General features: G+C 72.2%; 16 protein-coding genes. 11 read left to right on the top strand and 5 right to left on the bottom strand.

What is annotated here, in order from left to right; all coding sequences use genetic code 11:
- Positions 1-144: 144 nt before the first annotated feature.
- The 6 genes from ACIGXO_RS13770 to ACIGXO_RS13745 all read left to right on the top strand — a co-directional run bounded on the left by ACIGXO_RS13770 (position 145) and on the right by ACIGXO_RS13745 (position 11,240).
- Positions 145-2,097, top strand: coding sequence for a protease pro-enzyme activation domain-containing protein (locus tag ACIGXO_RS13770; RefSeq protein WP_399784985.1), 1,953 nt, complete (start codon positions 145-147; stop codon positions 2,095-2,097).
- A gap of 303 nt (positions 2,098-2,400) precedes the next feature.
- On the top strand, positions 2,401-5,280 hold the full coding sequence (gene leuS, locus ACIGXO_RS13765) for a leucine--tRNA ligase (RefSeq protein WP_399784983.1): 2,880 nt from the start codon (positions 2,401-2,403) through the stop codon (positions 5,278-5,280).
- Positions 5,281-5,440: 160 nt separating this feature from the next.
- On the top strand, positions 5,441-6,196 hold the full coding sequence (locus tag ACIGXO_RS13760) for a hypothetical protein (protein ID WP_399784980.1): 756 nt from the start codon (positions 5,441-5,443) through the stop codon (positions 6,194-6,196).
- A 179-nt stretch (positions 6,197-6,375) separates the two neighbouring features.
- Positions 6,376-7,221, top strand: coding sequence for a DegV family protein (locus ACIGXO_RS13755; RefSeq protein WP_399784977.1), 846 nt, complete (start codon positions 6,376-6,378; stop codon positions 7,219-7,221).
- Between the two features lie 282 nt (positions 7,222-7,503).
- A complete protein-coding gene (locus ACIGXO_RS13750; protein WP_399784975.1) occupies positions 7,504-8,274 on the top strand; it encodes a helix-hairpin-helix domain-containing protein in 771 nt (256 codons plus the stop codon).
- Complete coding sequence (locus tag ACIGXO_RS13745; protein WP_399784972.1) at positions 8,271-11,240, top strand: ComEC/Rec2 family competence protein; 2,970 nt, start codon at positions 8,271-8,273, stop codon at positions 11,238-11,240. The genes ACIGXO_RS13750 and ACIGXO_RS13745 overlap by 4 nt, the downstream gene beginning before the upstream one ends.
- On the opposite strand, the gene ACIGXO_RS13740 is transcribed toward ACIGXO_RS13745, so the two are convergent.
- Positions 11,170-12,699 carry a PstS family phosphate ABC transporter substrate-binding protein gene (locus ACIGXO_RS13740; RefSeq protein WP_399784970.1) on the bottom strand — a complete coding sequence of 510 codons (1,530 nt, stop codon included), beginning with the start codon at positions 12,697-12,699 and terminating at the stop codon, positions 11,170-11,172. The two genes, ACIGXO_RS13745 and ACIGXO_RS13740, sit on opposite strands and share 71 nt — an antisense overlap.
- A 215-nt stretch (positions 12,700-12,914) precedes the next feature.
- On the opposite strand from ACIGXO_RS13740, the gene ACIGXO_RS13735 reads away from it, so the two are divergent.
- Complete coding sequence (locus ACIGXO_RS13735) at positions 12,915-13,400, top strand: RrF2 family transcriptional regulator (RefSeq protein WP_399784967.1); 486 nt, start codon at positions 12,915-12,917, stop codon at positions 13,398-13,400.
- A gap of 194 nt (positions 13,401-13,594) precedes the next feature.
- A complete protein-coding gene (locus tag ACIGXO_RS13730; protein ID WP_399784964.1) occupies positions 13,595-14,341 on the top strand; it encodes an arylamine N-acetyltransferase in 747 nt (248 codons plus the stop codon).
- 28 nt (positions 14,342-14,369) lie between these two features.
- Here ACIGXO_RS13730 and ACIGXO_RS13725 read toward each other — a convergent pair whose 3' ends face one another.
- The gene (locus tag ACIGXO_RS13725; RefSeq protein WP_399784962.1) at positions 14,370-14,621 is read right to left on the bottom strand and encodes a hypothetical protein; all 252 of its coding nucleotides are present in this window, start codon (positions 14,619-14,621) and stop codon (positions 14,370-14,372) included.
- Between the two features lie 92 nt (positions 14,622-14,713).
- Between ACIGXO_RS13725 and holA the strand changes: the two genes are divergently transcribed.
- Entirely contained in the window at positions 14,714-15,700 is a 987-nt protein-coding gene (gene holA / locus ACIGXO_RS13720; RefSeq protein ID WP_399784959.1) for a DNA polymerase III subunit delta, read from the top strand.
- A gap of 317 nt (positions 15,701-16,017) precedes the next feature.
- Here holA and ACIGXO_RS13715 read toward each other — a convergent pair whose 3' ends face one another.
- A complete protein-coding gene (locus tag ACIGXO_RS13715; RefSeq protein ID WP_399784955.1) occupies positions 16,018-16,953 on the bottom strand; it encodes a hypothetical protein in 936 nt (311 codons plus the stop codon).
- Between the two features lie 380 nt (positions 16,954-17,333).
- Entirely contained in the window at positions 17,334-17,600 is a 267-nt protein-coding gene (rpsT, locus tag ACIGXO_RS13710) for a 30S ribosomal protein S20 (RefSeq protein ID WP_030249540.1), read from the bottom strand.
- Positions 17,601-17,996: 396 nt separating this feature from the next.
- Here rpsT and lepA point away from each other — a divergent pair, with 396 nt between their 5' ends.
- Entirely contained in the window at positions 17,997-19,865 is a 1,869-nt protein-coding gene (lepA, locus tag ACIGXO_RS13705) for a translation elongation factor 4 (RefSeq protein WP_399784952.1), read from the top strand.
- A gap of 316 nt (positions 19,866-20,181) precedes the next feature.
- The gene (locus tag ACIGXO_RS13700; RefSeq protein ID WP_399784949.1) at positions 20,182-22,071 is read left to right on the top strand and encodes an AMP-dependent synthetase/ligase; all 1,890 of its coding nucleotides are present in this window, start codon (positions 20,182-20,184) and stop codon (positions 22,069-22,071) included.
- Between the two features lie 70 nt (positions 22,072-22,141).
- Here the strand turns inward: ACIGXO_RS13700 and ACIGXO_RS13695 are convergent, their stop codons facing one another.
- The gene (locus tag ACIGXO_RS13695) at positions 22,142-22,729 is read right to left on the bottom strand and encodes a two-component system response regulator (RefSeq protein ID WP_399784946.1); all 588 of its coding nucleotides are present in this window, start codon (positions 22,727-22,729) and stop codon (positions 22,142-22,144) included.
- Positions 22,730-22,751 lie beyond the last annotated feature (22 nt).

The following is a 22,751-nucleotide window of genomic DNA, read 5'->3' as shown; positions in this document are numbered from 1 at the left end:
CTTCTTGGCCGTTCCATGCCCCTGACGTGAACAGATCATCGAAAGAGTGACGCAGCGCGTGCGTGTGGCCGCCACCGCGTACACCGTGCGCCACCGCGGAGACCGCGTGCACCGCACGCGACGCATCGCATCGCAGGGGGTTTCATGAGATCAAGCCGCTCCAGAGCGCGCCGGGGACGCGTCGGACTGGCCGCGGCGGCGACGCTGCCGCTGGTCGCCGGCGCGCTGGCGCTCGGCACGCCCGCCGCCGGTGCCGCCGGCCATGACGGCCGGGACGCGCTGCACGGCACGAAGCCGCAGTGGGCCACGCAGCAGGCCGACCGTGGCAGCACCAGGGGCGCCGAGCGGGTCACCGCCCGGGTGTTCCTGGCCGGACGGGACGCCGAGGGCCTCGCGGCCTACGCCAGGGCCGTCTCGGACCCGTCCTCCGCCTCGTACGGGAAGTACCTGAGCGCCGACCGCGCGCAGGCACGTTTCGGCGCCACCCGTGAACAGATAGCCGCGGTGACCCACTGGCTGACGGGGGCCGGCCTGAAGGTCACCGCCACCGACCGCCGCTCCCTCACCGTGGCCGGCACCGCCTCGGCGGCGGAGCGCGCGTTCGCCACGGACCTGCACAACTACCGCAAGGGCGGACATACTTACCACGCCCCGTCGCGCACCGCCTCCGCCCCGGAGTCCCTGCACGGCGCGGTCCTCACGGTCACCGGCCTGGACAACGCGCCGCACATGGCGCGGCACCACGCCCAGCTGCCGCCGCCCAGTCAGATCTTCCGCAACTCCGGCCCGTTCTCCAGCTACTACGGCTCGAAGACGAACACGGAACTGCCCTCCGCCTACGGGGCCAAGCAGCCGTACGCCGTGAAGGGCTACACGGGCAAGCAGCTGCGCGCCGCATACGGGGCGGGCAAGCGCACCGGCAAGGGCGTCACGGTGGCGATCACCGACGCGTACGCCTCGCCGACCATCGCCGCCGACGCCCGCAAGTACGCCGACCGCAACGGGGATGCCGGGTACACGAAGGGGCAGCTCTCCCAGGTGCTGCCCAAAAAGTACTCGCACATCAAGGAGTGCGACGCGGCCGGCTGGTACGGGGAGGAGACCCTCGACGTCGAGGCCGTGCACGCCGTCGCCCCGGAGGCCGACATCGTCTACGTGGGCGGCGCCTCCTGCATGGACGACGACCTCCTGGACTCGCTGGGCAAGATCGTCGACGGGCGGCTCGCCGACATCGTCTCGAACAGCTGGGGCGACATCGAGGCCAATGAGACCCCGGACGTGGCCGTGGCGTACGACCAGGTCTTCCAGCTGGGTGCCGTCGAGGGCATCGGCTTCTACTTCTCCTCGGGCGACAACGGCGACGAGGTCGCCCGCACCGGCACCAAGCAGGTCGACACCCCGGCGAACTCCGCGTGGGTGACCGCCGTCGGCGGCACGTCGCTGGCCGTCGGCAAGGGTGACAAGTACCTCTGGGAGACCGGCTGGGGCACCCTGAAGGCCAGTCTGGCGGCCGACGGCGGCATCTGGCAGGACTTCCCCGGCGCCTTCACCTCCGGGGCCGGCGGCGGCACCAGTAGGACCGTCGCGCAGCCCTTCTATCAGCGCGGCGTCGTACCGAACGCGCTTTCGAAGGCGAACGGCGGCACCGCCATGCGCACCGTCCCCGACATCGCGGCTGTCGCCGACCCGAACACCGGCTTCCTCGTGGGCCAGACCCAGTCCCTCCCGGACGGCTCGCTCACGTACGACGAGTACCGCATCGGTGGCACCTCCCTGGCGGCGCCCGTGATCGCGGGAGTGCAGGCGCTGGCCCAGCAGGCCCGGCACGGCGTCCCGATCGGCTTCGCCAACCCCGGCATCTACCAGCGGTACGGCACCGCCGCGTACCACGACGTCACCGACCACCCCCTGGGGGCCGGGCGGGACCTCGGAGTGGTCCGGGTGGACTACGTGAACGGCATCGATGCCAGTGAGGGCAGGACCACCTCGCTGCGCAGTCTCGGTAAGGACAGCTCGCTGCACGCGGTCGTCGGCTACGACGACGTCACGGGCGTGGGCACACCGGGCCGGGGCTACGTGGACTCCTACAGGCGCTGAGCGCCGCGCATACCGGAGTGCTCGCTCGTCCCGGTATGTGGGACGGGGCCCGCGCGGGGGAATCCTCGGCGCGGGCCCCTGGTGCCCTGCGGTACCCTGACGCCATGCGTGCCGTACGCCTTCTGCTTAGCGGGCCGCGCTGATCAGTACCGACCGGATCACGGACTGCGGGTCCAGGTCGGCATCGGCGCGGCGTCCCCTCCTGTGCGAGGGGCCTTTTTGTTTCAGGCGCCAGCCGGCAAGAAGGTGCCCGCAAGGGGTGCGTTTCCGCAGGCAGAGACGATCGATGGAGCTTTGAGGACGATGAGCGAGACGACCACGGCCGCCGAGGCGGCGGCCCCGCACCGCTATACGGCCGCGCTGGCCGCGGACATCGAGGCACGCTGGCAGGACTTCTGGGAGCAGAACGGCACCTACGAGGCGCCGAACCCCAGTGGTGACCTGGCCGGCGACCCGGAGCAGGCGGCCAAGCCCAAGAAGTTCATCATGGACATGTTCCCGTACCCCTCGGGTGCGGGGCTGCACGTCGGCCACCCCCTGGGCTACATCGCCACCGACGTCTACGCCCGCTTCCAGCGCATGACGGGCCACAACGTCCTGCACACCCTGGGCTTCGACGCCTTCGGCCTGCCCGCCGAGCAGTACGCCGTCCAGACGGGCACCCACCCGCGGGCCTCCACCGAGGCCAACATCGTCAACATGAAGGCGCAGCTGCGCCGCCTGGGCCTGGGCCACGACCAGCGCCGTTCGATCGAGACGATCGACCCGGCGTACTACAAGTGGACCCAGTGGATCTTCCTGCAGATCTTCAACTCCTGGTACGACACCGAGGCCAAGAAGGCGCGCCCGATCGACGAGCTGGTCGCCCAGTTCGAGGCGGGGGAGCGCGAGACGCCCGACGGCCGCGCGTGGGCCGACCTGAGCGCCATCGAGCGCGCCAACATCCTGGGCGAGTACCGCCTGGCGTACGCCTCGGACGCGCCCGTCAACTGGTGCCCGGGCCTGGGTACCGTGCTGGCCAACGAAGAGGTCACCGCCGAGGGCCGCTCCGAGCGCGGGAACTTCCCCGTCTTCAAGGCCAAGCTGCGCCAGTGGAACATGCGCATCACGGCCTACGCGGACCGCCTGCTGGAGGACCTGGACGGGCTGGACTGGCCCGAGGCGATCAAGCTGCAGCAGCGCAACTGGATCGGCCGCTCCGAGGGCGCGCGGGTCGACTTCCCCGTAGGGGACAAGCGCATCACCGTCTTCACCACCCGCCAGGACACCCTGTTCGGCGCGACCTACATGGTGCTGGCCCCGGAGCACGAGCTGGTCTCCGGAGAGGACTCGATCGTCCCGGACGCCTGGCCCGAGGGCACGCACGACGTGTGGACCGGTGGCTACGACACCCCGGCCGAGGCCGTCGCCGCGTACCGCAAGCAGGCCGCCGCGAAGTCGGACGTCGAGCGCCAGGCCGAGGCCAAGGACAAGACCGGCGTCTTCACCGGCGCGTACGCGATCAATCCGGCCAGCGGTGACCGTGTCCCGGTCTTCATCGCCGACTACGTCCTGATGGGCTACGGCACCGGCGCGATCATGGCGGTGCCGGCGCACGACTCCCGTGACTTCGCCTTCGCGCGCGCCTTCGAGCTGCCCATGCGCTGCGTGGTCGAGCCCTCGGACGACCGCGGCACCGACCCGTCGACCTGGGACGACGCGTTCTCCTCGTACGACGCGAAGATCGTCAATTCCTCGGACGACACCATCTCGCTGGACGGCCTGGGCGTCACCGAGGCCAAGGCGAAGATCACCGAGTGGCTGGCCGCGCAGGGCATCGGCGAGGGCACCGTGAACTTCCGGCTGCGCGACTGGCTGTTCAGCCGGCAGCGCTACTGGGGCGAGCCCTTCCCGATCGTGTACGACGAGGACGGCGTGGCGCACGCGCTGCCCGAGTCGATGCTGCCGCTGGAGCTGCCCGAGGTCGACGACTACTCGCCGCGCACCTTCGACCCGGACGACGCGGACACCTCCCCGGAGACCCCGCTGTCCCGCAACGAGGACTGGGTCAACGTCGAGCTGGACCTGGGCGACGGCCGGGGCGTGCGGCGCTACCGCCGCGAGACCAACACCATGCCCAACTGGGCCGGCTCCTGCTGGTACGAGCTGCGCTACCTGGACCCGAACAACGACGAGAAGCTGGTCGACCCGACCGTCGAGCAGTACTGGATGGGCCCGCGCGAGGGCCAGCCGCACGGCGGTGTCGACCTGTACGTGGGCGGCGCCGAGCACGCCGTGCTGCACCTGCTGTACGCCCGCTTCTGGTCCAAGGTGCTGCACGACCTGGGGCACATCGCCTCGGCCGAGCCGTTCCACAAGCTGTACAACCAGGGCATGATCCAGGCGTTCGTCTACCGGGACAAGCGCGGCATCGCCGTCCCGGCGGCCGAGGTCGAGGAGCGCGACGGCGGGTACTACTACCAGGGCGAGAAGGTCAGCCGCGTCCTGGGCAAGATGGGCAAGTCCCTGAAGAACGCCGTCACCCCGGACGAGATCTGCCAGGAGTACGGCGCGGACACGCTGCGGCTGTACGAGATGGCGATGGGCCCGCTGGACGTCTCGCGCCCCTGGGACACCCGCGCCGTCGTCGGCCAGTACCGCCTGCTGCAGCGCCTGTGGCGCAACATCGTGGACGAGGCCACCGGCGAGGTCACCGTCACGGACGCGGAGCCGGACGAGGACACCCTGCGCGCCCTGCACAAGGCCATCGACGGCGTCGGCCAGGACATGGCCGGGCTGCGCTTCAACACCGCGATCGCCAAGGTCACGGAGCTGAACAACCATCTGACGAAGGCCGGCGGCAGCGTGCCGCGCTCGGTCGCCGAGCAGCTGGTCCTGCTGGTCGCGCCGCTGGCCCCGCACATCGGTGAGGAGCTGTGGCGCAAGCTGGGCCACACCGACTCCGTGGTGCACGCGGACTTCCCGGTGGCCGACCCGGCGTACGTCGTCGACGAGACCGTGACCTGCGTCGTGCAGATCAAGGGCAAGGTCAAGGCCCGCCTGGAGGTCTCGCCGGCCATCTCGGACGCGGACCTGGAGGCGGCGGCGCTGGCCGAGCCCGCGGTCGTGAACGCGCTGGGCGGCGCGGGCATCCGCAAGGTGATCGTGCGGGCTCCGAAGCTGGTCAACATCGTTCCGGCGTGATCCGGTCCCCACGCGCGCCTACCGGCAGGCGCGCGTGGGGGACAACCACTACGGGCAGGTTGGGGGTTCTCCGGGAACCCGCGGCCTGCCCGGGGCGTTTACGGTGGGAGAAGGAAGCAGTCCGTCCGTCGGTCCGACCGAGCCCACATGAGGTAAGCCCATGACCGCTGTGCTCGCGATCCTCGCCCTGCTCTTCGTGCTGTTCGTCGCGGCGGGCGTGTTCGTGACGGTCAAGGCCGTCTCGGCGACCAAGCGCGGCGTGGACCGTACGGTCGCCCAGGCCCGCCGCACGGTCGAGGACACCACCCTGCGCGCTCGGCAGTACACCCAGTCCGGCCCGGCCGGACAGCTGGCCCAGATGCGGCTCTCCCTGCGTACCTCGATGCGCGCCACCCAGGAAGCGCTGCGGGCCGCCGCCCCCGAGGACCAGTCGCTGAGCGAAGCGCTGAACCTGTTCGCACGGCTCAGCGAGCACGGCCACGAGCTGGACGCCGACCTGAAGCGCCTGGAGCGCGAGCCGGACCGGACACGGATCACCGAGCGTCTCCCCGAGCTGCGCGACCGCCTGGAGCGGATCACGCACTCCTCGGACTCGCTGCGCTGGGCGGCCCAGGACCGCGCCCAGAAGTTCGCCGACGACGACCTGGCGGCGCTGGCCGGACAGATCGACGTGGAGGCGGGCGCGCTGCGGCACTGGACGTCGGCGCCGGGCACGCGCGAGAGCACGTCCGGGCCGGGTACGGATGCCGTGCCGGACCCGCTCGCCGCCTGGCCGCCGCCGTCCGAGCAGTCCGGTACCGCGCAGCCCGGTACGGCCGCTGCCCCCGAGGGCCCGCAGGCCATCGACGCCCCGGACCCGCGCATACGGACGCCGTACTCGTGGCAGAAGACGGCCCGTCCGGAGAGCGCGGGCTGACGTGGCCGGAGAGCGGTACTCGACGCGGCCGGCTGAGCGCCGGGGAGCTGCCGGACCGCCGGCCGGCGATCTCGCGGACGGCGCGAAATCGTCTGTGGCGCATCGCCGGGTGATCGGAGAAGATCTTGAAATGGGGCCCGCACTGTCGGGCTCCGGGTTCTCTGGATAACCTCCCAGTCATGTCCCGCCATGTCGCGATCGTCACCGATTCAACGGCCTACCTGCCGCGGGCGGCGCTGGAGCGCCACGGGATCACGGCGGTGCCGCTGACCGTGGTCCTCGGCGACGAGGCCCTGGAAGAGGGAACGGAGATCTCGGCCAGGTCGGTCGCCCAGGCCCTGCAAAAACGCAAGTACGTCACCACGTCCCGGCCCGCTCCCGAGACGTTCGCCGAGACCTACCGTGAGGTCGCGGCCGCCGGCGCCGGCGGCATCGTCTCGCTCCACCTCTCCTCGGAGTTCTCCGGGACGTACGACGCGGCCGTACTGGCGGCCAAGGAGGCGCCGGTCCCCGTGCGGGTGGTGGACACCGGCATGGTCGCGATGGCGCTGGGCTTCTGCGCCCTTGCGGCCGCGGAGGTCGCACAGTCCGGCGGGGACGTCGACGAGGCGGTGGCCGCGGCCGAGAAGCGCGCCGAGGGCACCTCCGCGTACTTCTACGTCGACACCCTGGAGTACCTGCGCCGCGGCGGCCGCATCGGCGCGGCACAGGCCCTGCTGGGCTCCGCGCTCGCGGTCAAGCCGCTGCTCCAACTCGCCGACGGACGCATCGAACTGCGGGAGAAGGTCCGTACGGCGTCCAAGGCCATCGCGCGCCTGGAAGAGATCGTGGCCGACCGGGCGGGCACGGATCCGGTCGATGTCGCGGTGCACCACCTGGCGGCGACCGAGCGCGCCGACGCCCTGGCCGATCGCCTCCGTGCCCGCGTGCCGGGCCTGATGGACCTGCACGTCAGCGAGGTGGGCGCGGTGATCGGCGCGCATACGGGGCCGGGGCTGCTGGGAGTTGTGCTCTCGCCGCGGTAGGCGGCGGGACGGTTTTCCCTCGTCCGGGTGGCCGAGTTATCCACAACTCGCCGATTATCCACGGAATTTGGTGGTGATCGACGGTGTTCGCGAAATCGCTCTAGCGTCGTCGACATGACTCCGCGATCTCGCATCTCCGCACCTTCATCTGACCACCCTGACCGCCCTGACCACCCCGACCCACCCGATCCACCTGATCGACTTGTTCCGCCTGCTCCACCTGTTCCACCTGATGCGTGGGGTCCTGGCCGTTCGGGCCCGTTGCCGTTGGCCCGCTGGCGGGTGGCGCTGCAGGAACGACTGCCGCTGTGGATCCAGCTGCGGTGCGGCACGGACCCGAAGGCGCTCGGCGCGCTCGCCGTCGTGCTGCTGATCGCCGTGGCCTTCGCGGTCCACCATTTCTGGACCGCGCGACCCCAGGCCGTACGGGCGCCGACCGCGCAGCACGCCTCGGCAGCCGCGCCGGCCAGGGACCCGGCCGCGGCCGAGCGGGCGGGGCCGGCCGGGCTCGCCGGTCCGAGCGGTGCCGCGGCCGGCGGCACCACGGCAGGCGCCGCGGCCGGTGCGGTATCCGGCGCCGCGGACCGCCGCATCGTCGTGGACGTCGCGGGCAAGGTGCGCCGCCCCGGCATCCACCGCCTCCCTCCGGGCGCCCGCGTCGCCGATGCGCTGCGCGCCGCGGGCGGGGTGCTGCCCGGGACGGAGACCCGCACGCTGAACCGCGCCCGCCTGCTGGCCGACGGCGAACAGGTCGTCGTTGGCGCTCCGGCCGCCGCCCCTGCGGCATCGGGCGGTGCTGCCGCCGCCGCTCCTGCCGGCGGTCCGTCGGGAGGCTCCGCCGCGGCCGGTGGCGCCCCGGCCGGCCCGGTCAGCCTGAACTCCGCCACCGCCGACCAGCTCGACACCCTCCCGGGCGTCGGCCCCGTCCTCGCCCAGCACATCATCGACTTCCGCACCCAGCACGGCGGCTTCACCTCGGTCGACCAGCTGCAGCAGGTGAACGGCATCGGTGATCGCCGCTTCGCCGACTTGCGCCCCCTGGTGCAGCCATGACCACCCCATGGGCCCCGGCCTCCTCGTACGGCTCGGCCGCCGGGCAGTCGGCGAACGACCCCGAGGGGGAGCGGTCCGGTTCCGAGGGTGAGGGGGGCGGTTCCGGGGGCGAGCGGTCCGGTTCCGAGGGCGAGCGGGGCGGCGCGCAGCCGACGCCGGTTGCCCCGCACTCGCCGGCAGGGCCCGGCGCGTCTGTCGCCCCGCAGACGCAGACTCCGCAGGAGGAGGGCCCGGCCGACCTGCGGCTGGTTGCGCCGGCGCTCGCCGCCTGGGGAGCCGCGGCAGTGGCCCTGGACGCGCCCGTCCCCCCGCTGCTCGTGTTCTGTGCCGCCGCTCTCGTACTGGCCGGCCTCGCCGTCCTCCGGGCCGTACGCGGACAAGTGGCCGGGCCGGCCGCCTCCCCGGATCCCGGCCCGCGCCCCGGCCCCGGTCCTGTCTTCGGGCGGCGCCGACGGCGCCGACGGCATACGGCTTGGGAAGCCGGGACCCTCGTCGCGGCGGCCGCGGTGCTGCTCTGCGCGGTGGGCGGGGCGGCCTCGGCAGCGCTCCACGGCGCGGACCTGCGGCGCGGCCCGGTGCCCCGGCTGGCGCACCAGTACGCGCAAGCCACCGTCGAGTTGGAGGTGACCGAGGACCCGCACCTCGCCCGGCAGCGGGCAGGCGGCGCGCAGCGTATGCCGGCCGCCGTCGTGTTCGCCGCCGAAGCACGCCGCATCACCGCACCGGACGGTGCGGTGACCGCCCTCCGCACCCCCGTCCTGGTCATCGTTCCCCAGCACGGCCGCAAGACGGACCGCACTTGGCGGGCGCTGCTCCCCTCCACGCGCATCCGGGTCGAGGCGCGGCTCGTACCCCCGCTGCCGCCCACCGGCCGGGTGGCCGCCGTACTGCGCGTAGCGGCCGATGCGGCCGGCTCGCCACCGCGGCGCATCGGCGGCCCCACGTCCCTCCAGCGGCTCGCGGGCTCCCTCCGGGGCGGGCTGCGCGAGGCGTCCGACGGGCTGCGGCCCGATGCCCGCGCCCTCCTGCCCGGGCTCGTCGTCGGTGACACCTCCCGACTGACGCCGGAGCTCGACGACGCCTTCCGGGCCACCGACCTGACGCACCTGCTCGCCGTCTCCGGCAGCAACCTCACCATCGTGCTGGCCCTGCTCATCGGCCCGCCGCACCTCGCCGTACGTGCCGAACGCCGGGGCATCGCGCCCCGCCTGGGGCTGTCGCTGCGGACCACGGCGGTGATCGGCGGAGCGGTGGCGCTCGCCTTCGTCGTCGTGTGCCGCCCCGACCCCAGCGTGCTGCGCGCCGCCGCCTGTGGACTGATCACGCTGCTGGCCATCGGTTCGGGCCGCCGCCGTACGCTGCTCCCCGCGCTCGCCGCCGCCGTTCTGCTGCTGGTGCTCTACGACCCGTGGCTCGCCCGGAGTTACGGCTTCCTGCTCTCCGTCCTGGCCACGGGCGCGCTGCTCACTCTCGCCCCGCGCTGGAGCGCCGCCCTGCAGCGGCGGAGGGTTCCGCCCCGGCTCGCCGAGGTGATCGCCGCGGCCGCCGCCGCGCAGGCCGTGTGCGCGCCGGTCATCGCGGTGCTCGCCGCCCGCGTCGGCCTGGTGGCCATCCCCTGCAACCTGCTCGCGGAGCTGGCCGTGGCGCCCGCGACGGTGCTCGGGTTCGCGGCCCTGGCCACCGCGCCGCTGCTCCCGCCGCTCGCCGTCACGTTCGCCTGGTGCGGGGGATGGCCGGCCGAGTGGATCGCGGCCATCGCGCGGACGGGAGCGGCGCTGCCCGGCGCCGAATTCGGCTGGCCCGGTGGCTGGTCAGGGGGCCTCCTGCTGGCCGCGGCCATTGCTGCCCTGGTACCGGTCGCGCGGGCCCTGCTGCGGTACCGCCGGCTGTGCGTCGTCTGTGCCCTGCTCCTGGTCGTCTTCGTCGTCCGGCCCGTGCCCCTGACCCGGATCATCACCGGCTGGCCGCCGCCCGGCTGGCGGCTGGCCGTGTGCGACGTCGGTCAGGGAGACGGCCTCGTCGTGGCCACGAGCCCCGGCAGCGCGCTGGTCGTGGACACGGGTCCCGAACCGCGTGCCATGGACCGCTGCCTGCAAAAACTGGGCGTACGCCGCATCCCGCTGCTCGTCCTGACCCATTTCCACGCCGATCATGTGGACGGTCTGCCCGGCGCGCTCCGGGGCCGCAGCGTCGGGGCTCTTGAGACGACGACGCGCGAGGACCCGCCGGACCGGGCGGCGTTCGTCCGCAAGGTGGCGGCGGACCATGACGTACCGGTGATCAGGGCCGTACCGGGGGAGCGGCGCCGAACGGGCGCGGTGTCCTGGGAAGTCCTCTGGCCCCCGCCCCCGCCCTCATCCCCGTTCCCGGTACCGATCCCGCCCCCTGCTTCCTCCCCTGCTGCATCCCCCGACGCCTCCACGGGTCCCATGCCCGAAGGACCCAACAACGCCAGTGTCACCCTCCTCGTGCGCACCGCCGGGCTGACCGTCCTCCTCCCGGGCGACCTCGAACCGCCGGCTCAGCAGGAGCTGTTGGCCGAACACCCCGGCCTCCGGTCGGTCGACGTGCTCAAGGTCGCCCACCACGGCTCCGCCTATCAGGACCCGGCGCTCCTGCGCGCGCTGGCGCCGCGGCTCGCCCTGATCAGCGTGGGTGCCGGAAACCCGTATGGCCACCCGGCCCCCAGCACGGTCGCCGCGCTGCGCGTCCAGGGGGCGAGGGTGCTGCGTACGGATACCGACGGTGCGATCGCCGTGACGGGCAGCGCCACCACCGGTCTCGCGGCCGCCACTACCGATCTCGCGGCCACGGCCACCGGCATCGCGGCCGCCACCAGCAACGGCCGCCGCCCGGTCCGCGGGCGGCGGCGACCGGCCCGCCGCCGGGTGGCCGTCAGGGACGGCATACGGAGGCCGACAGGCTCCGGTCGTCGGCGCAGGGCACGTGTTTGTACATCCGCATGACGTTCTTCGCGGTGTCGGAGTTCAGGTACGTCAGGAACTTCGCGGCGAGGGAGCCGTCCGCCGGATGCCCGTAGGAGTACAGGAACTCAACGGTCCAGAAGGGGTATTCATGTTGCTGTCCCCACTCGATGTCGGGCTCGTGCCCGTCCAGCCGGATGCCGATGACGTGCGGCCGCTTGGCCGCCGCGTAGGTCTCGGCGTAACCGACCGCGCCCGCCACCCGGTCGACCGCGTCCAGCAGTCCGGTGGTGCTGTTCACCTCGCAGCGGGTGACGCGGGCCCGCTCGTCCCGGTCCTTGCCGGTGCAGTCGTACGACGACACCACGCCCGGCTCAGAACGGCGCAGCACGGTCGTCTCGAAGGCCCGCCGGGTCCCGGACCCGGCGTCGCGGCCGACGACGTGGATGGCGAGGTCGTTGCCGCCCACGTCCCGCCAGTTGGTGTACGTGCCGTCGTAGATCTTCCGCACCTGGTCGAGGGTGAGGTTGTCGACGCCTGTGCGCTCGTTGACGACCAGGCTGAGCAGGATGACGCCGACCCGCTCGCCCTGCAGCCGCCCGTAGATCGAGGGGGCGGGGACGTCGGACATGGCGAGGAAGGACGGGCTGCCGGAGCGGGCGGCGCGCCCGGCCCGGTTCAGGTTGGCGAGGCCGGAGAGGCTGCCGCTCCGGGCGACGTCGAGCACCGCACCCGGGCAGCGCGCCTGATACTGGCGGGCGATCTCCTGCATCGGGGGAGCGAACGCGGTGGACCCGTCGATGGTCAGCCGCCCCGTCGCGCACTCGGCGCGGGCGGGCGGTGCCGGGGTGCTGAGCAGCAGTCCGCCCAGCAGCCCGACCAGGACGATGAAGAGGCCGCCGAGGGCGAGGCTGGGCTTGCGCGGTCCCCAGCGCTGGGTGTTCCGGCGGATCCGGCCACCGCTGAGGAAGCCGCCGACGGTCACCTCGCCGCCGGCCCGCGCCCGGCCGCGGCCCGTGGTGTCCTCGTCGGTGTCCCCGTCCGTTCCGGAGAGCAGCACGAGCAGCTTGAAGTGGTTGCGGGTGTTGAGCGGGACCTTCGGGAGGTGCAGGCGGTTGCCGCTGTAGCGCAGGCCGGCGCCGGGCCGGGTCAGCATGCCGATCAGGTCGGTCGGGTTGGCGTCCGGTACCTCGACGCCGATGACCGTACGGCCGGTGAACTCCACCGTCAGCGGTTCCTGGTAGTCCTGCCGGACGATGTCCTTGCTGCCGTCGTTCTCGATCCGCAGCAGGGCCAGCGTGGCGTCGGAGATCTCCTGGTCCTGTCTCAGGAGCCGCAACTGCACGAGGCTGTGGGCGTCCTGGGGGTTCATGCCGATCGGAGTGTCCATCTGGACGCGGTAGCCGATGCGCTTGCGGCCGGGCAGGAAGCGCTCCACGGCCCAGACCACGGCGGTAGCGGCGAGTCCGGCCAGGGCCAGGAGGGTCTCGGTGTCCGGCATGGCCACGGCAACCTCGCACGGGAGATCGGAGAGAGGGGACGTCCGCGCCCTGTGGGGCGGAGGGCGGGACCGGGGGCAAGGACGGTGATGCCCACAATCCAGGGAGCCGTCGCCGTGGCCGGGCACGCTTCGGCAAGCCTTCACCAGAGGTTCAGCCGGCAGCCGTTCCGACTGCCGCCGGAGCCGAGGGAACCCGGATCTGTAAACTCCAGATTATGAGGATGAGTGAAGGTGTCGAGTGGGGGCTGCACTGCTGCGTGACGCTGGCCTGGCTCGGCAACGAGCGCCCGGTGTCCACGGCGAGGCTGGCCGCCTCCTTCGACCTGCCGGCCGCGTACCTCAACAAGCGCCTCCAGGCGCTCGTACGGGCCGGAATCCTCAGCTCGACGCCGGGCGCCCGCGGTGGTTTCCGGCTCGCCCGGCCGCCGGAGGCGATCACGCTGATGGACGTGGTGACCGCGATCGAGGGGCCGGAGGAGGCGTTCCGCTGTACGGAGATCCGGCAGCAGGGCGCGGGTGCCGAGGGGCCGGGGCGCGAATTCCGGGGGCCGTGCGGCATCGCCACGGCCATGCGCCGCGCTGAGCTGGCCTGGCGCCGCGAACTGGCCGCGCAGACCCTCGCCGACGTGCTGGCCGCGGCTCCGGCCACGGCGGCGGACCGTACTCGCCGCTGGTTCGCGACGGAAAGGACGGGGAGCTGATGGACACCGAGGCCGCCAGGCAGGCAGAGGTTGCCGGGCACGCAGAGGCTGCCGGGCACACAGAAGCTGCCAGGCATACAGAGGCCGCCGCCGAGGCTGTGCGGAGCGGCGGGGGCGCCGTTGGGGCCGGGGCCGCCGACGGTGCCGAGGCCGTTGATGCCTACCTCCGGCGGATCGGGGCCGAGCGGCCAGCCGTGCCCGATGGCGACGCCCTGCGGACGCTGCACCTGCAGCATCTGCGTACGGTCCCGTTCGAGAACCTCTCCATCCACCTCGGCGAGGAGATCGTCCTCACCGAGCAGGCGCTGCTGGACAAGATCGTGCGGGACCGCCGGGGCGGGTTCTGCTACGAACTCAACGGGTCGTTCGCGTTCCTGCTGACCGCGCTCGGGTACGACGCCGAGCTGCTGTCCGGGCGGGTGTACGGGGAGGACGGGCGGCTCGGCATCCCGTACGACCACGCGGCCGTGCGGGTCCGTACGCCCGAAGGACCGCTGCTGGCCGATGTCGGGTTCGGGCGGCACAGCCACTACCCGCTGCGGCTGGACACGGCGGAGGAACAGGCCGAGCCGGGCGGGGTCTTCCGGGTCGTGGAGACGGCCGAGGGCGATCTCGACGTACTGCGGGACGGGGCGCCGCAGTACCGCCTCGAACCGCGGCCGCGGGCGCTCGCCGACTTCGAGGCGGGCTGCTGGTGGCAGACCACGTCGCCGAAGTCGCACTTCACGCAGTCGCTGGTCTGCTCGCGGCTCACCGATGACGGCGGCCGGATCACGCTCTCCGGCCGGACGCTCGTGAGCACCGGGGCCGACGGGAGCCGGACGGAGCGCGAGATCCCCGAGGCGGAGGTGCTCGCGGCCTACCGTACGCACTTCGGCATCACCCTCGGCCGCGCCCCGGCATCACCGATACCGCCGGCGGCACGGGGCGCCGCCTCCTAGGACGGCAGCCCGCCGCGCGTCCCGGGGGTCAGGGGCGGGCCGGTTCCAGCCAGCCTTCGTACTCGGCGGCCAGGGCGTCCAGGGTTGCCGGGTCGCAGGCGGACGGGGGGTCTTCCAGGACGACGAGCCACTGCGCGTCCTCGGCGTCGTCCTCGCCGGCCAGGGCGTCCCGTACGAGCTGCGGCTGCTCCGTCACGCCGTACTCCTCGGTCAGCAGCTCGGCCACTTCCTCAGCGGCGTCCCGGTCGGGCAGTACCAATACATGTCGAACATCGCTCACCCGGCCATTCTCCGACAGGGGGCGTCCGCCGGTGGCGGCCGGTGTCGCGGTCGGCGGCCGGTGTGTCAGTGGGGCGTGGGATGCTGTTCGCGATGGCCAGGAAGACAGCAAACGACGACCCCCTTGCCCCTCTCACGATCGCGGTGGGGCAGGAAGAGCTGCTGCTTGACCGAGCGGTGCAGCAGGTGGTGGCGGCGGCGCGGGCCGCCGACGCGGACACCGACGTGCGTGACCTCACCCCCGACCAGCTGCAGCCGGGCACGCTGGCCGAGCTGACCAGTCCGTCGCTGTTCGCGGAGCGGAAGGTCGTGGTGGTGCGCAATGCGCAGGACCTGTCCGCCGACACGGTCAAGGACGTCAAGGCGTACCTCGGCGCGCCGGCCGAGGAGATCACGCTGGTGCTGCTGCACGCGGGCGGCGCGAAGGGCAAGGGGCTGCTGGACGCGGCGCGCAAGGTGGGCGCGCGCGAGGTGGCCTGCCCGAAGATGACCAAGCCGGCGGACCGGCTGTCGTTCGTGCGCGGGGAGTTCCGTACGGTGGGGCGGTCGGCGACGCCCGAGGCGTGCCAGGCGCTGGTGGACGCGATCGGCAGCGACCTGCGGGAGCTGGCCTCGGCGTGTGCGCAGCTCGCGGCGGACGTCGAGGGCACGATCGATGACGCGGTGGTCGCGCGGTACTACACCGGCCGCGCCGAGGCTTCCAGCTTCACGGTGGCCGACCGGGCGGTCGAGGGGCGGGCGGCCGAGGCGCTCGAGGCGCTGCGGTGGGCGGTCTCGACCGGGGTCGCGCCCGTCATGATCACGAGTGCGCTGGCGCAGGGTGTCCGTGCGATCGGCAAGCTGGCCTCGGCGCCGCGGGGGGCCCGCCCGGGCGATCTCGCGCGGGAGCTGGGGATGCCGCCGTGGAAGATCGACCGGGTACGGCAGCAGATGCGGGGGTGGTCGGCGGATGGCGTGGCGGTGGCCCTGCGCGCGGTCGCCGAGGCGGACGCGGGGGTGAAGGGCGGCGGTGACGATCCGGAGTACGCGCTGGAGAAGGCCGTCGTGACGATCGCCCGCGCGGCACGCTCCCGCCGCTGACCCTGCGGGCCGGGCCACCGGAAGCGCCGGCTCGGCCATCCGACAGCCGGCCACCCGGAGCGCCGGCGGGCCCCGCTCGATACACCGGCCCGCCGGCCCGCCCGCCGGCCGCTAAGCCGCGCTCAGCCCCGTGCCGCGCAGCCGCATGCCGCCCCGTCCGCCCGCGTGCCGCTCAGCCCGCCGGCCGCTAAGCCGCGCTCAGCCCCGTACCGCTCAGCCCCGCGCCAGCCCGCCCGCCGGCCGCTAAGCCGCGCTCACCCGCGTGCCGCCCAGCCGCCAGCCGCGCTCAGCCCCGTGCCGCCCCGCCCGGCAGCCGCTCAGCCCTTCAGCTTCGCCAGGGTTTCCTTGGCGCTGGTGCGGAGCATGTCGGCCACCTCGGTGGAGTCGGGCTGGCGGGTGCTGTCGCTGGTGGAGTAGCTGGACCAGGTGGTCTCGTACGTCAGCCAGCCGTCCCGGACGCCGAGGACCACGTACGAGCCCTTGCTGTCGGCGGCTTCCTCGCGGGTCACCAGGTACGCCTCGTCGCCGAGGCCCCGTACGGGCTCGACCTTGTAGTGGGTCGAGGACCGTTCCTGTGCGTACGAGCGGTACTGCGCCGCGAACTCCGGCGCCGGGTCGGTCTTCTTGTGCAGGAACGCCTTGGAGTAGACGAGCGTGGAGGAGTAGTCGTTGTCGCCCGCGTCCTCCGATACGAGGTCGGCGTTGCACCACATGGAGTCCAGGGCGGGGTCCTGGTGGCCGCTGGCCTCGGGGTTCTCGCCGGAGCTGTCCGAGGTGCTGCTGTCCTCCATCTTGAAGCGCGCGTCCTCGAACGGCGTCCACGAGGTCGACCGGCACAGGTCGGACTGGTAGCGGTAGCCGCGCAGGTCGGGGCTGGGTTCGCCGCCGAGGCCGCCGGTCGCGGCGAGCACGCCGGCCCAGACGGCCGAGGCGACCACGGCTCCGCCGAGGGCCCACAGCCAGGAGGGCATGCCCTTGCGGCCACCGGTCCCGCCGGGACCGCCGCCGTAGCCGGCGGGGCCGGCGGGGCCGACGCCCGGCATGGTCGGCCCCGGCGCGCCGTGCGGCGCGGCCGCCGGGTAGCCGTAGCCGGCCGGCGGCTGGTGCTGAGGCTGGGCGTACGGGTTCTGCTGCGGCACCTGACCGTACGGATTCCCCGGCTGCGGTCCCGCCGGAGGCGGCGGAGGCGGCCCCTGGGGAGGCTGCGGTGGCTGCTGGGCGTACGGATTGGGCTGTTCCCCCGAGTTCGACATGAGCGGCAGCGTAGCCGACGGGAATCAGCCACCGGCGCCCCGTCCACGGGAGCCGGCACGCCGCCCTTCTCCGGGCTCCACAAGCCGAAGGCCCCGCCCTTCTCCCGGGCTCCGCAAGCCGAAGGCCCCGCCCTCCGCCACAAAGCCGAGGACCCCGCCTCCACCCTGGGGAAGGGCGGGGACGGGGTCCTCGGGATCAAGCTGGGTGCGCCGCACCCGCGTGGCGAACGCAGGCCGCGTGCGGCGCGGGGGCCGGGGAGGAGCGGAGAGAGGGGCCGCTGGGTCCTCACCGGCGATGAAGCGTGCTGGCTGCCGTACGGGACGGGCCCGTGACGGCGGCCGCGAGACCTCTGTGGAGGTATCGGAAGAACGTCAGAAGGTCAGCCCTTGAGGGACGCGACCTTCTTCGCCAGCGCCGACTTCTTGTTGGCGGCGGCGTTCTTGTGGATGACGCCCTTGCTGACGGCCTTGTCGAGCTTCTTGGCCGCCTCGGCCTGGGCGGTGGTGGCCTTCTGCAGGTCACCGGCCTCCACGGCCTCGCGGGTGCGACGGATCGCGGTCTTCAGAGTCGACTTGACAGCCTTGTTGCGCTGACGAGCCTTCTCGTTGGTCTTGATCCGCTTCATCTGGGACTTGATGTTCGCCACGAAAGAGCCTTTTCAGGTTCGTTGGATTCCGGGGGGCCGAGCCGCAGCTCGTCCGTCCCGGGCTTTCTGCGTGTCGCGTACACGAGAGCGCACGAAACACAGTGGACCAGGCTACCAGCAGGGCGAACGGCCACCCAAAACCGGACCGCAAACCGGACCGCAAACCGGACCGCGGCCGCCGCCGCCCGGCACCCGCGGCCGGGAGCTCCGGCCGCGCCCCGGCCCCACCCGCAGGGAGCTCCGCGCCGCGCCCCGGCCCCTCCCGTACCGACCGGACCCGCGGCTCCGGACCGTGCCCCCGCCCCTCCCGTACGGACCGGACCCGCGGCTCATGGGACGATGGGGAGGACGAATACCCCAGTCCCGTCTACCCGCGTTCTCTGAATGGACCTCTGCGTGCCCGCGACCCCTACGAACGTGCCGGAGCCGAGCCGTACCGACCCGGCTCTCCTCCGTAACTTTTGCATCATCGCGCACATCGACCACGGCAAGTCGACGCTTGCCGACCGGATGCTCCAGCTGACGGGAGTCGTGGAGCAGAGGCAGATGCGCGCGCAGTACCTCGACCGCATGGACATCGAGCGCGAGCGGGGCATCACGATCAAGTCCCAGGCGGTCCGGCTGCCCTGGGCCCGCACCGATGAGGAGAACGGGAAGACCCACATCCTCAACATGATCGACACCCCGGGGCACGTCGACTTCACGTATGAGGTGTCCCGGTCGCTCGCCGCGTGCGAAGGCTGCATCCTGCTCGTCGACGCCGCTCAGGGCATCGAGGCGCAGACCCTCGCCAACCTGTACCTGGCGATGGAGCACGACCTCCAGATCATCCCGGTGCTGAACAAGATCGACCTGCCGGCCGCGCAGCCGGAGAAGTTCGCCGCCGAGCTGGCGAACCTCGTCGGCTGCGAGCCCGAGGACGTCCTGAAGGTCTCCGCGAAGACCGGCGTGGGCGTGGACGAGCTGCTGGACAAGGTCGTGCGGGACGTGCCGCCGCCGGTCGGCGTGAAGGACGCGCCGGCCCGCGCGATGATCTTCGACTCGGTGTACGACGCGTACCGCGGTGTCGTCACGTATGTGAAGGTCGTCGACGGCACGCTCGGCAAGCGCGAGCGCATCCGGATGATGTCCACCGGCGCCGCGCACGAGCTGCTGGAGATCGGCACGAACTCGCCGGAGATGACCCCGGCCGACGGCCTGTCCGTCGGTGAGGTGGGCTACCTCATCACCGGTGTGAAGGACGTCCGCCAGTCCAAGGTGGGTGACACGATCACCCAGCTCAACAAGGGGGCGCAGGAGGCGCTGGGCGGGTACAAGGACCCGAAGCCCATGGTGTTCTCCGGCCTGTACCCGCTGGACGGCTCGGACTACCCGGAGCTGCGTGAGGCACTGGACAAGCTGCAGTTGAACGACGCGGCGCTGGTGTACGAGCCGGAGACCTCGGCCGCGCTGGGCTTCGGCTTCCGCGTGGGCTTCCTCGGCCTGCTGCACCTGGAGGTCATCCGGGAGCGGCTGGAGCGCGAATTCGGGCTGGACCTGATCGCCACCGCGCCGAACGTGATCTACGGCGTGACCATGGAGGACGGCACCGAGCACGAGGTGACCAACCCCAGTGAGTTCCCCACCGGCAAGATCGCCGAGGTGCGCGAGCCGGTCGTGCGGGCCACGATCCTCACGCCGAGCGACTTCATCGGCGCGGTCATGGAGCTGTGCCAGAACCGCCGCGGCAATCTGCTCGGCATGGACTACCTCTCCGAGGACCGGGTGGAGATCCGGTACACCCTGCCGCTCGCCGAGGTCGTCTTCGACTTCTTCGACCAGCTGAAGTCCAAGACCCGCGGTTACGCCTCGCTGGACTACGAGCCCACCGGTGAGCAGATCGCCGACCTGGTCAAGGTCGACATCCTGCTGCACGGCGACCAGGTCGACGCGTTCTCCGCGATCTGCCACAAGGACAAGGCGTACGCGTACGGCGTCCGGCTCGTCGCCAAGCTGCGCGAGCTGATCCCGCGGCAGGCGTTCGAGGTGCCGGTCCAGGCGGCCATCGGCAGCCGGGTGATCGCCCGCGAGACCATCCGCGCCATCCGCAAGGACGTCCTCGCCAAGTGCTACGGCGGTGACATCTCCCGTAAGCGGAAGCTGCTGGAGAAGCAGAAGGAAGGCAAGAAGCGGATGAAGATGGTGGGAAGTGTGGAGGTTCCGCAAGAAGCCTTCATCGCGGTCCTGTCCTCCGACTCCGATGGTGACTCCAAGGGCAAGAAGTAACGCCGGACGGTGACCGTCGCGATGCGGCGGCGCGCCGCCGGGCGACGTGGGGCGCCCGTTCCCAGCCGGGGACGGGCGCCTTTCGCGTACCGGCGCGGGTCGCCGCCGTACCGCGGTTCGGGCGCCCCGCGCAGGGGAAGACGGGCTTCTGAGGACCATGCGCGGACGCGCAGCGGAGCCGCGCGCACACCGATCGGTCACAAGGTGAATGAGTGTGCTGCAGGCCCTTACATGGGAGCGCGGCGCGTTCTAGTCTGATCCCTGCTCGAAGGTTACTCGCGAGTCACCAGCAATGAAGCGGGCCCCGGAGGAAGACGTGACGGACAGCCAGTCGTTGATCGAGAACCGGCCACCTTCCGTGGCGACGCTCTTCCTGGAGCGGGTTGCGGCCACCCCCGAGGGCGAGGCGTACCGGTATCCGGTACCGCCTGCCTCGGGCCAGGGTCCGGACGACTGGAAGTCGCTGACCTGGGCCGAGGCCGCACAGCGGGTGTATGCCACCGCGGCGGGCCTGATCGAGCTGGGCGTGGCCCCCGAGGAGCGGGTGGCGCTGGCCTCCAGTACGCGGGTGGAGTGGATCCTCGCCGACCTCGGCGTGCTGTGCTCGGGCGCGGCCACCACGACCGTGTACCCCAGCACCAACGCGGACGAGACGGCGTACATCCTCGCCGACTCCGGCAGCCGCATCATGATCGCCGAGGACGCCGCGCAGCTGGCCAAGGCGCGCGAGTGCCGCGCCGACCTGCCGGACCTCGCGCATGTCATCGTCATCGACGAGGCGGCGGCCGTGTCCGCCGAGGGCGACCCCGAGGGCTGGGTGCTCTCCCTCGCCGAGCTGGAGAAGCGCGGCGCCGCTTACCTGGAGAAGAACCCCAGCTGCGTGAAGGAGCGGGTCGCCGCCCTCCGCGCCGACCAGCTGGCCACGCTGATCTACACCTCCGGTACGACGGGCCGCCCCAAGGGCGTCCGGCTGCCGCACGACTGCTGGTCGTACATGGCCCGCGCGATCCAGGCCACCGGGCTGGTGAACGAGGAGGACGTGCAGTACCTCTGGCTGCCGCTCGCGCACGTCTTCGGCAAGGTGCTCACCGCCGGCCAGATCGCCCAGGGCCACGTCATCGCCGTGGACGGCCGGGTCGACAAGATCATCGAGAATCTGCCGGTCGTGCGGCCGACGTACATGGCCGCCGTGCCGCGGATCTTCGAGAAGGTCTACAACGGCGTCGCCGCCAAGGCCCGCGAGGGCGGCGCGGCGAAGTACAAGATCTTCCAGTGGGCGGCCGGGGTGGCCCGCGAGTACGCCAAGGTCTCCCAGGACAACTTCCGGCGGACCGGGACGGCCTCGGTGCCGTTCGGGCTCGCCGCCAAGCACAAGGTCGCCGACGCGCTCGTCTACGCCAAGCTGCGCGAGGCGTTCGGCGGACGGCTGCGCGCCGCGGTCTCCGGCTCGGCGGCGCTCGCCCCCGAGATCGGTTACTTCTTCGCCGGCGCCGGCATCCACATCCTGGAGGGCTACGGCCTCACCGAGTCCAGCGCGGCCAGCTTCGTGAACCCCGGCGAGGCGTACCGCACCGGCACGGTCGGCAAGCCGCTGCCCGGCACGGAGGTCCGCATCGCCGAGGACGGCGAGATCCTGCTGCGCGGCCCCGGCATCATGCAGGGGTACCACGGGCTGCCGGAGAAGACGGCCGAGGTGCTGGAGTCCGACGGCTGGTTCCACACCGGCGACATCGGCGAACTGTCCTCGGACGGCTATCTGCGGATCACCGACCGCAAGAAGGACCTGATCAAGACCTCGGGCGGCAAGTACATCGCGCCCGCCGAGGTCGAGGGCCAGTTCAAGGCGGTCTGCCCGTTCGTCTCCAACGTCCTCGTGCACGGCGCCAACCGGAACTTCTGCACGGCGCTGATCGCGCTGGACGAGCCGACCATCCTCGCCTGGGCCAAGGAACACGGCCTGGCCGGCAAGGACTACGCCGCCGTGGTCGCCACCGAGCAGGTCCGCGCGCTGATCGACGGCTACGTCGAGCGGGTCAACGAGGGCCTGCAGCGCTGGCAGCAGATCCGCAAGTTCCGCATCCTCCCCCGTGACCTGGACATCGAGCACGGCGAGGTCACGCCCAGCCTGAAGGTCAAGCGCCCGGTCGTGGAGCGCACCTTCAAGGACCTGCTGGACGACATGTACGCGGGGACCCGAGAGTCCTGACGGCGGCTGCCGAGTCCTGACTGACGCCGGCTGCCGGGCCCGTACGTTCTCCGTACGGGCCCGGCGGGCGTCAGGCCCGGCCGTGGCGCAGCGCTCGTACGGTCTCCTCCAGCGCGGACATCCTGGCGCGCAGTTCGCCCGCCTCGACGTCGTCGCCGGCCGCCAGCGCCTGCTCCATGAGGGAGATACGGTCCGCCAGCTCGTCGAGGCGGGCCCGGTCCTGCTGCCGCAGCCGGCGCAACTGCCGGTTCTTCTGGTGCAGTTCCAGGAAGACCTTGACCTTGGCGCGCAGTACCCAGGGGTCGAAGGGCTTGGTGAGATAGTCCGCGGCGCCCGTGGAGTAGCCGCGGAAGGCGTAGCCGGAGTCGGCGTCCGTGCCGGTCAGGAAGATGATCGGGATGTGTTTCGCCTGGTCGAGCCGCTTGATGTTGCTCGCGGTCTCGAAGCCGTCCATGCCGGGCATCAGGATGTCCAGGAGGACCACCGCGAACTCCTGGCGGAGCAGCGCCTTCATCGCTTCCTCGCCCGACCGTGCGCGGACGAGCGGTTCACCGAGTGAGCGCAGGACGGCTTCCAGCGCGGCGAGGTTCTCCTCCATGTCGTCGACGAGGAGAATGCCTGCCCGGTCGTCGCTGTGGGTGCTGGTGACGTGGATCATGAGTGGCCTCTGAAACGGGTGT

It is taken from the genome of Streptomyces sp. NPDC053542 (assembly GCF_044544685.1).
Classification (GTDB): domain Bacteria; phylum Actinomycetota; class Actinomycetes; order Streptomycetales; family Streptomycetaceae; genus Streptomyces.
Note: the sequence above shows the minus strand (reverse complement) of the source record. Positions and strands in the feature narration are given on the sequence as shown.